The sequence below is a fragment of the Actinoplanes sp. TBRC 11911 genome (assembly GCF_012933445.1).
Classification (GTDB): Bacteria; Actinomycetota; Actinomycetes; order Mycobacteriales; family Micromonosporaceae; genus Actinoplanes.
Genome location: NZ_JABBNC010000010.1, coordinates 153,515 through 167,616, shown reverse-complemented (window position 1 = coordinate 167,616; position 14,102 = coordinate 153,515). Strand labels below are relative to the sequence as shown.

Below are 14,102 nucleotides of genomic sequence, written 5' to 3'. Positions count from 1 at the left end.
GGTGCCGGCATCGCCGGTATACGCCACCACCGGAATGACGCATTCGCGAGCCTGCCGGTGGATATCGTCGTGGGAGAGGTACGCACTCTGCACGGCATCAAGAGTAGTCCGGCGGCGGCGGGTCACGGATTCTCGAGGCGGTCCCGTTGCGGCAGCACCGTGTACTTCGGGTCGCGCGCGGAATGCATGCCCGCTTCGAAGATGCCGAACCGCATCAGCGCGGACGCGGTCAGCAGCGACAGGCCGGACAACGCGGACACGACGCGGCTGCGGCCGCCGAGCGCGGCACCGGCCATCCCGGCCAGCGTCAGCGCGCGCCCGGTCCGCAGCAGCCGGCCCGCCCGGCCCTGGTGGTAGGGCTCGCTGAGCACGCCCTTGCCGGTCTCGATCTGGTGCATGCCGAGCAGTTCGAGCCCGCCGCCGAGCACCGCCATCCGCTTGGCCGGCGTCTCCGGCCCGGCGATCAGCCCGACGCCCGCACCGGAGGCGAGGGCGCTGCCGGCGAAGACGAAAGGCAGTTCCGGGTACGCCACGTGCCAGCTCGGCGTCGCGGTATCGGCCAGCAGCACCGCCGTATAGGTCGCCAGTGCCGGGGCGAGCCCGGCGGCCGCGTACCCGGCGGCCGACCCCACCGGCGGCAGCACCCGGCGCGCGAGGCCGAGCGTGCCACGCCTGGGCAGCATCGGCGCCGCCTCGGCGACCGCGGCCGCACCCGCCGCCGCGCCGAACGCGGACAGCACCCACGTGCCCACCGACATCGGCGAGGTCGGCTTGAACACCCGCAGCATGTGGTAGAACCGTTGCGGGCGGCCGAGGTCGTTGATCAGGAAGTACGTGCTCGCGAGCGTCCCGGCCATCGCGCCGGCCCGGCCCGCGCGACGCATCGCCGGCCGGCCGGTCAGCTGACCGCCCGCCGCGAGCAGCGCCGAACCCGCCGCCAGGCCACCGGCGAACAGGTACGCCGCGACGTCCTCGCGCCACGGTGCGGGCCGCACGATCGGACGGCCGTAGTAGGACCGGAACTGCGCCCTCGGCACCATCGGCCGGTCGCCGCCGCGGGGGCTCATCGACGCCGTCCCGCGAACGCGACGACCGCGGACGCCACCATCCCCAGCGCGGCCAGCCCGGCTCGTTTCCACATGTCCGGCAGATACTTCGTGGCCACCTCCGGGTCCGGCGGCAGCCCGTACACCTCCGGCTCGTCGAGCAGCAGGAAGAACGCGCCGTCGCCGCCGACCCCGTCGCCCTGGTCCTCGCCGTACAGCCGGGCGGTGGTCTCGCCCTGCTCCTGCAACGTGGCCAGCCGGGCGTCGGCGCGCTCGCGCAGCACGTCGAGCTCGCCGAACTGGATCGACTCGGTCGGGCACGCCTTCGCACAGGCCGGGGTCAGCCCGTCGCCGAGGCGGTCGTAGCACAGCGTGCACTTCCAGGCCCGGCCGTCGTCCTGGCGGCGATCGATCACCCCGTACGGGCAAGCGGGAATGCAGTAACCGCAACCGTTGCAGATGTCCTCCTGCACCACGACCGTGCCGAACTCGGTGCGGAACAACGACCCGGTCGGGCAGACGTCCAGGCATCCGGCGTGCGTGCAGTGCTTGCACACATTCGACATCATCAGCCAGCGGAAGTCGGTGCGTTCCCCGTCGCCGGAGCGGCCCGGCAGGTCGGACATCGGCATGCCGAGGAACTCGGGGCCGGCCGTGCCCGCGGCGGCGAGCGCGTCGACCGCGGGCCCGATCCCGGGCTCGGTGCCGGTCCGCACGTCGGTGCGCGCGGCGGCCACATTGGACTGCGGCGCGGCCGGCATGGTCGTGTGGGCCCGTGCGGGCTGCTCGATGAAGGCCACGTGCCGCCACGAGTTCGCGCTCAGCCCGCCGGTGTTGTCGTAGGACTGGCCGAGCAGGTTGAAGCCGTCGTCCGGGACCAGGTTCCATTCCTTGCAGGCCACCTCGCACGCCTTGCAGCCGATGCAGACCGAGGTGTCGGTGAAGAACCCCATGCGCGGCGGCGCGGCCTCGTAGCCGGCGTCGGTGGCCGGGTCGATCGGACCGAAGAGGCTATTGCTCGCCATGGTTCCCGTCCTCGCTGGTCGTCACGATCGGCGTGTGGTGGTCGGGGGCCAGGCCCGCCCGCTGCTGATAGTCGGCAACGTACCGCAGCAGCGCCGGACCGATGGGCCGCCGGCCGGGCTGGATGTCGCAGGTGCCGACCTTGCTCTCCTGGATCAGCACGTTCGGGTCCAGCGCGAGGCCGACCAGATCGTTCGCCGAATCGCCGGTCACCACGCCCTCGTTGCCCCAGTGGTAGGGCAGCCAGATCTGATGGATCGTGCGGTCCTCGATGCGCAGCGGGACCAGCCGATCGGTCACCAGCACCCGGGCCTCGATCGCGGTGCGCGCGGTGATGACGTGCGCCCAGCCCAGATGGTGCAGGCCTCGTTCCGCGGCCAGCTGCGGCGAGACCTCCACGAACATCTCCGGCTGCAGCTCCGCCAGATAGGGCAGCTGCCTGCTCATGCCGCCGGCCGTGTGGTGCTCGGTGAGACGGCTGGTGGTGAAGACGTACGGGTAGATCTCGGAATGGCGTTCCGGCGGGCTCGGGTTGGTCAGGTTGTCCGGCCGGTCGTAGACCTTACGGGTCGGGTTGGCCTGCTGTCCGTAGAGCGGATTACGCGCCGGTGACTCGGCGGGCTCGTAGTGCGTGGGCATCGGCCCGTCGATCAGCCCGCTCGGCGCGTACAGCCAGCCCTTCCCGTCGCCCTGCATGATGAAGGCGTCGTCGCCGGAGATCGCCTGCACCCCGGTCGCGTCCTCGGGCGGCCGGTAGGACGGCGGCTTCGTCTTCTCGAAGTCGGGCACGTCGTGGCCGGTCCACTCGTTGTTCTCGGTGTCCCACCAGACGTACGCCTTGCGCTCCGACCACGGGCGCCCGTCCGGATCGGCGGACGCGCGGTTGTAGAGGATGCGCCGGTTCGCCGGCCACGCCCAGCCCCACTCGGGGGCGACCCAGCTCTGCTCCTGACCGGGCCGGCGGCGCGCGGCCTGGTTGACCCCGTCCGCGAACACGCCCGTGTAGATCCAGCAGCCGCCCGAGGTGGACCCGTCGGGTTTCATCTGGTTGAACGTGGTGAGCAGCTGCCCGGTGGTCAGGTCGTACCCGTTGATCTCCTTGAGCACCTCGGCGGCGTCCGGTTCGTCGCCGCGCGCGCCGTGCATCGGGTAGTCCCAGGCCAGCTTGAGGATGCCCTCGTCGCGGGGCAGCGTCGAGCCGGCCAGGCGCTCACGGATGCGCCGGCCCAGGTGGAAGAAGAACCACAGCTCGCTGCGTGCGTCGCCCGGCGGTTCGACGGCCTGCTCACGCCACTGCAGCATGCGCTGCGTCTGGGTGAACGTGCCCTCCTTCTCGGCGTACGAGGCGGCCGGCATGAAGAAGACCTCGGTCCGGCACTCCTCGGTCTTGATCTCGCCGGTGGCGATCTCCGGGCCGCTCTTCCAGAACGTCGCGCTCTCGATCATGTACGGGTCGCGGACCACCAGCCAGTCCAGGTTCGCCATGCCGAGCCGCTGCGCCCGCCCGTGCGCGGACCCGACCGCCGGGTTCTGCCCGAGCAGGAAGTAGCCCTTGATCTTCCCGTCGATCATGTCCATGACCTGCTGATACGTGCCGTGGTCGCCGGTCATGCGGGGCAGCCAGCCGTACCCCCAGTCGTTCTCCGCGGTCGCCGCGTCGCCGAAATACGACTTCAACAGACTGACCGCGTACGCCTCGGCGTTGGCCCAGAAGCCCTTCTGCCCCGGATGGCGGATCGAGTCGACCCACTCCCGGAACGTCTCGTGCTGGTCGTACGTCGGCATCGGCAGGTAGCCCGGCAGCAGGTTGAACAGCGTCGGGATGTCGGTCGAGCCCTGGATGCTGGCGTGCCCGCGCAACGCCATTACGCCACCGCCCGGCCGCCCCATGTTGCCCAGCAGCAACTGGATGATCGCGCCGGTGCGGATGTACTGCACGCCGACGCTGTGCTGCGTCCAGCCGACCGAGTAGACCAATGCGGTCGTGCGCTCCCGGCCCGAGTTCCGCGTCCAGGCCTCGCAGACCTCCAAAAACTTCTCTTCCGGTACGCCGCAGATCTGCGCGACAACCTCAGGCGTGTAGCGCGCGTAGTGCCGCTTGAGCACCTGGTAGACGCAGCGCGGGTCCTGCAGGGTGTCGTCGCGCGCCACGTCACCGGGGATCGGCGGCCCGTGCGACTCCTGCTGCAGACCGGCAGCGGTCTCCCGCTCGGTGTGCGTCGTGCCGCCCAGCTCCTCCTCGTGCCCCTGATACGCCCAGCTGGACTGGTCGTACGTATTCGTCTCCGGGTCGTAGCCGGAGAACAGGCCGTCCAGGTCCTCGGTGTCCCGGAAGTCCTCGCTGACGAGCGTGGACGCGTTCGTGTACGCCAGCACATACTCCCGGAAGTCCTTCTCGTTGGTCAGGATGTAGTTGATCACCCCGCCGAGGATGGCGATGTCCGCGCCCGCGCGCACCGGCACGAAGGTGTGCGCCAGCGCGCTGGTCCGCGTGAAGCGCGGGTCGATGTGAATGACCTTGGCGCCGCGCAGCTTCGCCTCGACCACCCACTGGAACCCCACCGGATGGGCCTCCGCCATGTTGGAGCCCATGATGACGATGCAGTCGGAGTTGGCCAGATCCTGCTGGAAGGTGGTGGCGCCGCCACGACCGAAGGAGGTCCCCAGACCGGGGACGGTGGAGGAGTGTCAAATACGCGCCTGGTTCTCGATCTGGAGCGCGCCGATCGCCGTGAACAACTTCTTGATGATGTAGTTCTCTTCGTTGTCCAGCGTCGCGCCGCCCAGGCTCGAGATGCCCAGCGTGCGGTTGAGGGGGCGGCCGTCCTCGGCGTTGTCCTCCCAGGTCTGGTTGCGGGCGGTCAGGACCCGGTCGGCGATCATGTCCATCGCCGTCTCGAGATCGAGGCTCTCCCACTCCGTGCCGTACGGCCGGCGGTAGAGCACGTTGTTCACCCGGCGGTCGCTGGTGACCAGACTCTTGCTCGCCGACCCCTTCGGGCACAGGCGGCCGCGCGAGATCGGGCTGTCCGGGTCGCCCTCGATCTGGATGACCTTGCCGTCCTTCACGAAGATCCGCTGGCCGCAGCCGACCGCACAATACGGGCAGATCGACTTGGCGACCGAGTCGGCCTCCTCGGTGCGCGGGCTCAGCGCCTTGGACCGCGGTGACTGCGCCGCCGCGCCCCGGCCCAGCGGGTCGGTGCCCGTCAGCTGCCGGTAGACCGGCCAGCCCTCGATCCATGTCTTGACGCCCACGAGATCGACCATAGTCCAGGTCGCCGGGGGTCGCACCGCGTCATTTCTGTTCTGTGGATAACTTTCCGGGCCCCTCCGCCCGGCCCGCGTCCGCGGCGATGAGGGTGACCGTCATTTTTCCGCCGGCGTGGTCTCGACTCGTGTGATGAGCAGTTTCAGGCGTTCGATCTCCTGGGCGAGCGCGGTCCGGCCGGGCGCGGTGAGCGTGATCCAGGTGCGCGGGCGCCGGCCGGCGTAGCCCTTCTCGACCTCGACCAGGCCGGCCGCCTCCAGCACGCCGAGATGCTTGGACAGGTTGCCGGCGGTGAGTTCCAGCTGGGTGCGCAAGTATCCGAACTCGACCTGGCGTGCCTCGTGGGCGATGGTCAGGATGCCCAGGCGGACCCGCTGGTGCACCACGTCGTCGAGGCCGTTGACCGGGTGCGCGTCCGGGTCGGGTGCGTCGTCGACCGGGTGCGCGTCCGGGCCGGGTGTGTCGTCAACTGGGTGCGCGTCCGGGGCGGGTTTGCCGTTGGCCGGCTGTGCGTCCGGGTCGGGGGTGTCGGTCACGGCGGTCACCGGTGTCGCCGGCGGGCCAACGCGAAGCCGGCCGCGCCGAGCAGGAGCACGACGCCGTTGACGATCTGCGGCAGCGCGAACCCGGCCCGCAGGTTCCAGCCGGGCGGTCCCCACGCCACGTTCATCGGCGGCACCAGCAGCACCAGCGCGAGGTAGCCGGCGGCGAACAGCAGCAGCGCGACGTTGCGTTCCAGCCGGGCCAGCACCAGCAGCGCGACCCCGATCATGGCCCACGGCGCGAGCAGCCGGTCCAGCACGACCCCCCAGTACGGCAGCGGCTGGTCCGGCAACGGGTGGCGCGGGAAGTACAGCGCGGCGGCCACCCACGCGGCGGTGAACACGACCGTGGTGACGGCGCCGGTGATCGCGTACGGCAGGACCCGGGCACCCAGGCCCCGCGCCCGCGCGGCCCGCACGTAGAAGAACGCGATGGTGGCATAGGCGATCAGGAGTGCGGCCGGCCAGTAGTAGAGCACGCCCCGGCGCGCGAATTCGCAGCTGCCGTCGGGCCGGCAGTGCACCCGCATGCCGAACCAGTCGACGGGGATCCCGGCAAAGGTCACCGCGGCCAGAACCAGCAGCGCGACCCAGGTGAGGCGTTGGTCGAGGCGCACCCGATGGGCGAGGGTGCGCACGTCGGACAGGAGCCGGCGGGGGTCGCCGGTGGGCACCGATTCGGTGGTCATGCAAATAGGTTTCCATAGCAAACCTGTTTCCGCTAGTGCCCGCGAGCGACATTCGTCCACGACCGGCAGCCATCGACGCGCGGGTGGAGCCGGTCGCACGCCAGCCCGGGTCGCGGCCGAGAGCGGCTACGCCGACCAGTCCCACCTGTACCGCGAGGTCCGCGCGTCACCGGTCGCACGGCCGCCGCGGTGGCTGCCGCGCCGTGGCCGGCGACCGGGATCGCAGCGCGGGGTGGGCATTGCCGCGCTTCGCCGGGCAGGTCGCGTCAGTCGGCACCCGCCGTCGCCGTGCATCGCCATCATGTGGGATGCGCGTCCGTTGTGCGGGATTGGCGACCACATGGTGGCAGCGGGTCCACAACGTGAGAATGGCATCCACAGTGGAGCGCCTTTCCGCCGCTTTCATCCGCCTTTGGTCGGCCACCTTCTCTGTCGTTTCGTAGACCTTGGAGAGTTATGGCTCGCATATGGGCGCAAGTTTCCAAGGTCTCGACGAAATCCAGAATGTGGTCGGGATCGCCACATAGTGGGATGGATGGACGAGGAGCACGTCCCGCCAGGCACGCTGCGCGTCGACCGGCAGACATGTGCGGCTCGTCGGGCATGTCGGCGGCGGATGCCAGTCTCGGGCCGCGACTCGCAGAACTATTGCGGGTTGCTCGGCCCGTCCGGCATCGAGATCGGCCGCGGCCCGGCTTGGGAACAACGCGGACTCGGACCCCGACCCGGAAACCCTCTCTAGGAACGCATCGGCGGCAGCGGCAGCGGCAGGCCCGGCAGACCGTCCAAACTGGTCGCCACGTGCTCCTTCTTCTCGAAGTACGCGCCGAGTGACTCGTCGTCCTCCCGCTCGAACCGCCGGGCGTGCAGGTCACGGTCGCCGTCATAGGTCATCAGCGGTACGGCGTACCCGCACGTGTCCCGGATCAGCTCGGCGTGCACGACGATGATCGCCCGCAACCCGTGCAGCGACGCGTCGATCGACGGGAAGTGTGCGAGCAGCCCGGCCCAGCGCGGATCGTCGCGGAACACGGGCTCGCCGCGCCCGTGCACCCGCACGATGTTCGGCGGGCCCTGGAACGCGCACCACATCAGCGTGATCCGCCCGTTCTCCCGCAGATGCGCGATGGTCTCCGCGTTACTGCCGGCGAAATCCAGATAGGCCACGGTGAGCTCGTCGAGAACCACGAACGACCCGGTCAGCCCCTTGGGCGACAGGTTGACCGTGCCGGACGCGGTCAGCGGCGCGGTGGCGGTGAAGAACATCGGCTGCGCCTCGATGAAGTCGCGCAGCCGCCCCGAGATCGCTTCGTACGTCTTGCCCATCAGCGTTCCCCCAGCGACGGCTTCACGTCCACGATAGGCGTCCCGTCCAGCGCCTCCAGCCCGGAAACCCGCAGCCGCAGGCCGTCGATCTCCAGCACGGTCACCCGGTGCAGGCCCAGCGGATTCGGGCGGTCCGGCGAGCGGGTGCTGAACACCCCGGTCTCCGGGCGGTCCGGGTCATCTCGCGGCCGCGTCGACAACACATCCCGTACGGCGCGGTCCAGCCACGTGATGACCAGCATGTCCTGCCACTCGATGATGTCGCGCAGGCCCTCGGCGTACGGCTGATGGAATTGCAGCCACGCCTCGGGCGCACCCTCGTCACCCTGCTTGGGCGCGGCAGCCCGGTCCGTCAGCGGCGACTCGACGCGCCCGATCTCGACGAGCTCCATCACCGCACCTCCAGGGTCACGCCGCCGGACCGGGCGGGCACCAGCTCACCCACCACCGGATGGCCGGGCAGCTCGCCCGCCACCAGCAGCCCGCCCGAGGTCTGCGCGTCGGCCAGCAGCAGTAATTCGCCCTCGTCCGCGGTGCCCGGGTCGAGGTGCGGGCGCACCCAGTCGAGGTTGCGGCGGGTGCCGCCGCTGACGAAACCGTCCGCCAGCGCGGTACGGGCGCCGTCCAGGTAGGGGACCGCGGCCGCGTCGATCCGGGCGGTCACGCCGCTGGCCCGGGCCAGCTTGTGCAGATGCCCGAGCAGCCCGAAGCCGGTGACGTCGGTGGCGCAGCCGATCCCGGCGGCGAGGGCGGCCTCCGAGGCGGCCTTGTTGAGCGCCGACATCGCCGCCACCGCCTGTTCGAACACCTCGCCGGTCGACTTGTGCCTGCTGTTGAGCACGCCGATGCCCAGCGGCTTGGTCAGCGTCAGCGGCATGCCCGCGCGGCCGGCGTCGTTGCGCATCAGCGTGGCGGGGTCGGCGACCCCGGTGACCGCCATGCCGTACTTGGGTTCCGGGTCGTCGACGCTGTGCCCGCCCGCGACGTGACAGCCGGCCTCCCGCGCCACCGCCAGCCCGCCGCGCAGCACCTCGGCGGCCAGCTCCATCGGCAGCACGTCCCGCGGCCAGGACAGCAGGTTCACCCCCACCACCGGTTCGCCGCCCATGGCGTACACGTCGGAAAGGGCGTTGGCCACGGCGATGCGACCCCAGTCGTACGCGTCGTCGACCACCGGGGTGAAGAAATCCGCCGTGGCGACGATCGCCGTGCCGTTGCGGATCCGCACGACCGCCGCGTCGTCCCCGTCGTCGAGACCCACCAGCAGCTCGCCGGGCCCCTGCGGCAGCTCGGCGCCGATCAGCCCGGACACCACCGTCTCCAGCTCCCCGGGCGGGATCTTGCAGGCACAGCCGCCGCCGTGCGCGTACTGGGTCAGCCGAATCGTCTCTGCAGTCGTCACCCACCCCACTTTTCCACGATCAAGCCCGGTTAGGGTGGTTGGTGGAGGCGTTCAGGTGGCTGGTGCCCCTCGCAGTCTTCAAAACTGTTGCGGCCCGGCATCCGGGCCGGGCGGGTTCGATTCCCGTCCGCCTCCGCCAGCCAGCTCCAGGATGAGCTGTGCACATATGGCTCAGTCGTCATCGTGAGGGCCTTCCTGACCGCGGCCATTGCTGCGTTGTCAGCGCTCAAGCTCCTCAACCCAAAGCCCGACGTCAGTGGGCATACGATTGCGGCCCCGGCATCCGGCGGGTTCGATTTCCCTCCCTCCATATCTGCTCAGGGGGCCGAGGCCATAATGTGGGATCGGTGTCCGCTGTACGGGACCGGCGACCACATCGTGGCAGCGCGTCCACAATGTGAGATACGCGTCCATAGTGGAGCGTCTTTTCTCCGCTTTCGCGCCCTTTGTTCGGCCGGTTTTCCCGACGTTTCGTAGACCTTGGATACTTCGGGCTCGCATGTGGGCGCAACTCTCCAAGGTCTCCAGAAAGCCCAGGATGTGGCCGGGATCGCCACATAGTGGGATAGCGGGACGAGGCGCAGCGACGCGAATTCGGACCCCGACCCGGAGAGGTCTATTGCGAGGGCAGCTTGCAGCGCTGGTCGGCAAAGTTCAAGTAAGCAGCCAGCGCCTCCACGGCGTGGCGGGACCCTGCTCGTGGAGGCGCGAACCCGGGGCAGTCGGGACCGCTCAGGCCTTCCAGCAGCCGGATGATCTGCGCAAGACCTGACTTGATTTCGGAAGCATCGGCTTTGTGCTTGCCGTAGTGCTCGAGCTGAGTTTTGCGCAGCGCTGACAGCGCCCGAGTGTGTCCGCTCAGCTCAGCGCGATGCTCGGCAGTGTCCCTGTCGGCCGCGGCCTCCTGGCGTACAACGATTGGTTCGGCCTCCATCGCCGCGGTTCGCTGTTCAGGCTCTTCGAGACTGGCCACGACCAGAATTATTCTCTAACTACCGCTGACCCTGGACACCACCCTTAGTCCAAAGGGCTCCGCACCCGCGCGCGTCGCGGCGATGAAGGGCTGTATCCCTAAGGATCGCTGCCCTCCGCGCAGATGCTCGCCACCCGGTTGCCGGGCGGCGCACCGCCGTACGGGAAAACTCAGTTGATCGGTGGCAACTGCTGCGGGTGGTCGAGGACCTCGCGGAAGAGGTCACCCTGCGACGCGAGGCGGGGCAGGATCGTGCGCATCGTGAAACCGTCGGGGCGCAGGGCGGGGTCGTCCAGCTCGTCCCACGCGATCGGTGCGGAGACCGGGGCCTCGGGGGCGGGGCGTGGGCTGTACGGCGCGACGAGGGTCCGGTTGATGGCGTTCTGTGTGTAGTCGAGCCGGGCCAACCCCCCACGCTCGTCCTTCTGCCACTTCCAGCTGACCAGCGCGGGCAGGACGGCCCCGACCGTACGGGAAAGGTCATGCGCCCAGGCCCGGGTGTCGTCGAAGCTCAGCCCGGGCTCGACCGGCACCCAGATCTGGATGCCGCGCCGGCCGGTCACCTTCGCGCGGGCGGACACACCCAGATGCTCCAGCGCCGTCCGATGCAGCCGGGCCAGCGAAAGCAGGTCCTCCCAGCTCGTCCCGGTCCCGGGGTCGAGGTCGAGGAGCGCGTACGTGGGCTCGTGCGGCGAGTCGATCCGGGACGTCCACGGGTGCCATTCGAGGGCGCCGAAGTTCGCCGCCCAGATCAGCGCGGCGGGCTCGTCGACCACCAGGTAGGTCTGGGTCTCGCCGCGGGCGGCCTCGGGATTCGTCCAGCGGGCCAGCCACTCGGGTGCGTGCGACGGGAGCTCCTTCTGCCAGAAACCCTTCGTGCCGGCGCCGTTGGGGTAGCGGTGCATGTTCAGCGCCCGTCGCGTCAGGTAAGGGGTAACGGTGGGGGCGACACGGGCCGTGTAGTCGAGGAAGTCGCGCTTGGTGATCGGTGGGGAGCCGGGGAACAACACCTTGTCGAGGTTGGTGACGCGCAGCCGGCGCCCGAAGATCTCCCAGGTGCCGTTCGCGCCCAGGGAGTGCAGCGCGGCCAGCTCCTCCGCCGCCGCCTTGAGTGGAATCGACGCCCGCGCGGCCGGCAGGTCGGAGCGCCAGATCCGGTCCGGGTCGGCCTTCACCTGGTCGTTGGTGCGGCCGCTGAGCACCGAGTCGGGGTGGTCCTCGGCGTCCCAGCCGCTGACCGCGTACTCGTCGCGCTTGTGCAGCATCAGCCACTCGTCCTGCCCGGCCCGGCCGAAGCGGCCGCCGCGGGTGCGGACCAGCACGAACCGGCCGCGCAGCTTCGAGCCGTGGACGTCGAAGTGCAGCTCGCCGTTCTCGACCGCCCGGCCGGGGTCGGCGGCGTCCTGGTCGCGCGGCTCCCACGTGCCGGCGTCCCACACGATGACGTCGCCGCCGCCGTACTGCCCGGACGGGATCACCCCTTCGAAATTCTCGTACGCCATGGGGTGGTCCTCGACGTGGAAGGCGGCGCGGCGTACGGCCGGATCGAGCGTCGGGCCCTTGGGTACCGCCCAGCTGACCAGCACCCCGTCGATCTCCAGCCGGAAGTCGTAGTGCAGCCGCCTGGCCCGGTGCCGTTGCACGACGAAGCGCTTCTCAGCCACGTCGGATCAGATACCCCCTCAGCGGGCCGCGGAACGCCGGCCCGTCATACGTTGCCAGAGCCACCCCGACGGGACCACGCGTCCGGACAGCACGTATTCGCTGACGGTCCGGTCGGTCATCGTCTCCAGCAGGGCTCGCCGCGCCGACGGCTCCCCGGCGAACAGGATCTGATCGCCGGGCGCGAGGGTGACATCACCGTCCGGACCGAGCGTGACGTCGTCGCCGCGCAGCAGGAGCAGCGGTACGGCGGGTAGCGTCCGGCTCCGGTCGTACGGATCGTTGATCAGGTCCCCGAGCCGCGCCTCGCCCGCGTTCAGCCAGTGCAGGAGAGCGGGCGTGTCCTGCGGATTGAACGCCACCTTCCACAGCGTGCCCAGCCGGGTGCCGCAGTGGTCGAAGAGCTTGTCGATGATCCGCGCCGCCCACTCGTCGCCCTGTGCGGGCATGTCCTGCAGGAAGCGCCACAGCAGCGGCGTGCTCAGCTGCGCGTAGATCTCGCGCGTCACCACCTCGGCCGGCACCAGCAGCCAGTCGATCTCCATGGCGGCGAACAGCGGCGCGTTGTCCGGACGGTTCTGCCGGGCCGTGACGTACAGGCCCGGGTTGATCCGGCGGGCGGCGGCGACCAGGGACAGGTTGGTGGTGTCGTTCGCGGTGCCGGCGACGAACCCCACCGCGTCGGCCAGCTCCGCCCGCGCCAGCACGTCGGGGTCCGAGGCGTCGCCGACGACCAGCGTGAATCCCGGCTCCTCGCGGGCGTGCGGGTCGATCACGGTCAGTTCCAGGCCGCCCTCACGCAGATCCTCGACCAGCTCCCGCCCGAACCGTCCGTAGCCGCACACCACCCAGCGCCCGGTAGTCGGCGGCCGCTCCGGCTCGGGCAGCTCGACATCCGGCCCGCTCATCAACCAGGACATCAGCCGGTACGAGGCGGGCGCGTGCAAGGCCAGCCGTACGTGGTCACCGAAACGGTCGAACGGGTTCACCACGACCGGCGAGCCGACGGCGAGCATCCGGTGCTCGATCGCGGGCGAGACGGTCCGCGCCACCACCGGCAGCTCCGGCCGGACCAGCGCCGCCGTCATCGAGACCAGCAGGTTGGTCTCGTCGTCGTCGGTCAGCGCGAGCACCCCCTCGCACCACGGCTGCTCCAGCCCGGCCACCGCCAGCATGCGCGGATCCTGCACGTCGGCCACCAGCGCGGGCACATCGGCGTGATAGGCGCCGATGTCCAGCGAGTCGATGTTCCCGCTCGCCGTGTCCAGCACGACCAGCCGCCGTCCGATCAGGTCCAGCCGCTCGGCGAGCAGCCGCCCGGTCTGCCCGAACCCGACCATCAGCAGGAACGGCTCCCGCAGCCGCGCCACCGTCCGGGTGAACCGTTGCAGCGCCAGCGCCTGCCGGAACGTGCGGTCCTGCACCAGCGTCAACAACGACCCGATCCCGTACGCCCAGCCGATGACGGTCAGGTAGATCGCGAACATGACCCACATCCGCTGCGCCGCCGTGAACGGGTGCGGGAGCTCGCCGTACCCGATGGTCGTGGCCGTGTAGCTCATGAAGTAGAAGGCGTCGAACACGCTCATCCGGACGCTGTGCCCGGCCGCGTCCCGGCCCGGGATGAGGGTCAGGCCGAACACGCTGACCGCGAAGATGACGATCAGGACGATCAGCGGCGCCCGCATCCGGCGCAGCACCAGGAAGATGGTGGACGACGTCTCGGTGGAGGGCCCGAGCACGACCCGGCGGCGGTTCATCAGCGCCGGTGGAACGACACGGTCTCGATCACCAGCAGCACGACCGAGACCAGGTTGGCGAGCAGCGCGCCGCCGGACAACGACACCACGCTGGCCGTCGCCTTCTCGTCCAGCCCGGCCGACGAGATCTGCGTGGCGTACGCCCAGGACACCGACGCGGCGATCAGCTGCAGGTCGGCGACGAGGCTGGTGGCCAGGTGCACGGCGCCGATCTGGGTGCGGTCGCCGAACTTCAGCACCGTGGCGATCAGGCTCACCACCACGGCGGCGAACAGCTCGTACACGTTGTGCTTGGCCGGGTCGGAGAGGTCACCCAGGAAGAACCCGAAGTTGAGCGTCGCCGCCAGCAGGACGAAGAACCCGAAGACCACCTTCTCCATGCTCATGCCTGGCCGTCACCCCGAGAGT

Annotated in this window: 12 protein-coding genes and 1 tRNA gene; 1 reads left to right on the top strand and 12 read right to left on the bottom strand. The window is 70.1% G+C overall.

Annotated elements, in window-relative coordinates:
• Positions 1-122: 122 nt before the first annotated feature.
• The 8 genes from nrfD to selD form a co-directional block, all read right to left on the bottom strand.
• Complete coding sequence (gene nrfD, locus HH310_RS16820; RefSeq protein ID WP_169176489.1) at positions 123-1,067, bottom strand: NrfD/PsrC family molybdoenzyme membrane anchor subunit; 945 nt, start codon at positions 1,065-1,067, stop codon at positions 123-125.
• Positions 1,064-2,071 carry a 4Fe-4S dicluster domain-containing protein gene (locus HH310_RS16815; protein WP_169176488.1) on the bottom strand — a complete coding sequence of 336 codons (1,008 nt, stop codon included), beginning with the start codon at positions 2,069-2,071 and terminating at the stop codon, positions 1,064-1,066. The genes nrfD and HH310_RS16815 overlap by 4 nt, the downstream gene beginning before the upstream one ends.
• Complete coding sequence (gene fdh, locus HH310_RS16810; protein WP_312034141.1) at positions 2,058-5,327, bottom strand: formate dehydrogenase; 3,270 nt, start codon at positions 5,325-5,327, stop codon at positions 2,058-2,060. The genes HH310_RS16815 and fdh overlap by 14 nt, the downstream gene beginning before the upstream one ends.
• 111 nt (positions 5,328-5,438) lie before the next feature.
• On the bottom strand, positions 5,439-5,726 hold the full coding sequence (locus HH310_RS43175; protein ID WP_312034150.1) for a transcriptional regulator: 288 nt from the start codon (positions 5,724-5,726) through the stop codon (positions 5,439-5,441).
• A 155-nt stretch (positions 5,727-5,881) separates the two neighbouring features.
• Positions 5,882-6,571, bottom strand: a complete 690-nt coding sequence (locus tag HH310_RS16795) for a hypothetical protein (RefSeq protein ID WP_169176485.1) — start codon at positions 6,569-6,571, stop codon at positions 5,882-5,884.
• 738 nt (positions 6,572-7,309) lie between these two features.
• Positions 7,310-7,897, bottom strand: coding sequence for a pyridoxamine 5'-phosphate oxidase family protein (locus HH310_RS16790; RefSeq protein WP_169176484.1), 588 nt, complete (start codon positions 7,895-7,897; stop codon positions 7,310-7,312).
• Complete coding sequence (gene tsaA, locus HH310_RS16785) at positions 7,897-8,289, bottom strand: tRNA (N6-threonylcarbamoyladenosine(37)-N6)-methyltransferase TrmO (protein WP_169176483.1); 393 nt, start codon at positions 8,287-8,289, stop codon at positions 7,897-7,899. Before tsaA ends, HH310_RS16790 begins: the two co-directional genes overlap by 1 nt.
• Positions 8,289-9,299, bottom strand: coding sequence for a selenide, water dikinase SelD (selD, locus tag HH310_RS16780; RefSeq protein WP_169176482.1), 1,011 nt, complete (start codon positions 9,297-9,299; stop codon positions 8,289-8,291). The genes tsaA and selD overlap by 1 nt, the downstream gene beginning before the upstream one ends.
• A 43-nt stretch (positions 9,300-9,342) precedes the next feature.
• Here selD and HH310_RS16775 point away from each other — a divergent pair.
• Positions 9,343-9,438: transfer RNA gene (locus tag HH310_RS16775), tRNA-Sec, on the top strand.
• 477 nt (positions 9,439-9,915) lie between these two features.
• Here HH310_RS16775 and HH310_RS16770 read toward each other — a convergent pair.
• From HH310_RS16770 to HH310_RS16755, 4 genes are all read right to left on the bottom strand, one after another.
• Entirely contained in the window at positions 9,916-10,272 is a 357-nt protein-coding gene (locus tag HH310_RS16770) for a hypothetical protein (RefSeq protein ID WP_169176481.1), read from the bottom strand.
• A 170-nt stretch (positions 10,273-10,442) separates the two neighbouring features.
• On the bottom strand, positions 10,443-11,936 hold the full coding sequence (locus HH310_RS16765) for a DNA polymerase domain-containing protein (protein ID WP_169176480.1): 1,494 nt from the start codon (positions 11,934-11,936) through the stop codon (positions 10,443-10,445).
• 18 nt (positions 11,937-11,954) lie between these two features.
• A complete protein-coding gene (locus HH310_RS16760; RefSeq protein WP_169176479.1) occupies positions 11,955-13,694 on the bottom strand; it encodes a TrkA family potassium uptake protein in 1,740 nt (579 codons plus the stop codon).
• A complete protein-coding gene (locus HH310_RS16755) occupies positions 13,694-14,080 on the bottom strand; it encodes a DUF6394 family protein (RefSeq protein ID WP_169176478.1) in 387 nt (128 codons plus the stop codon). The genes HH310_RS16760 and HH310_RS16755 overlap by 1 nt, the downstream gene beginning before the upstream one ends.
• Positions 14,081-14,102 lie beyond the last annotated feature (22 nt).

Excerpts from the sequence above, each read along its gene's own strand:
- HH310_RS16755 (WP_169176478.1), bottom strand. The coding sequence starts at position 14,080 with ATGAGCATGGAGAAGGTGGTCTTCGGGTTCTTCGTCCTGCTGGCGGCG.
- HH310_RS16795 (WP_169176485.1), bottom strand. The coding sequence starts at position 6,571 with ATGACCACCGAATCGGTGCCCACCGGCGACCCCCGCCGGCTCCTGTCC.
- HH310_RS16760 (WP_169176479.1), bottom strand. The coding sequence starts at position 13,694 with ATGAACCGCCGCCGGGTCGTGCTCGGGCCCTCCACCGAGACGTCGTCC.
- tsaA (WP_169176483.1), bottom strand. The coding sequence starts at position 8,289 with ATGGAGCTCGTCGAGATCGGGCGCGTCGAGTCGCCGCTGACGGACCGG.
- HH310_RS16815 (WP_169176488.1), bottom strand. The coding sequence starts at position 2,071 with ATGGCGAGCAATAGCCTCTTCGGTCCGATCGACCCGGCCACCGACGCC.
- HH310_RS16790 (WP_169176484.1), bottom strand. The coding sequence starts at position 7,897 with ATGGGCAAGACGTACGAAGCGATCTCGGGGCGGCTGCGCGACTTCATC.
- nrfD (WP_169176489.1), bottom strand. The coding sequence starts at position 1,067 with ATGAGCCCCCGCGGCGGCGACCGGCCGATGGTGCCGAGGGCGCAGTTC.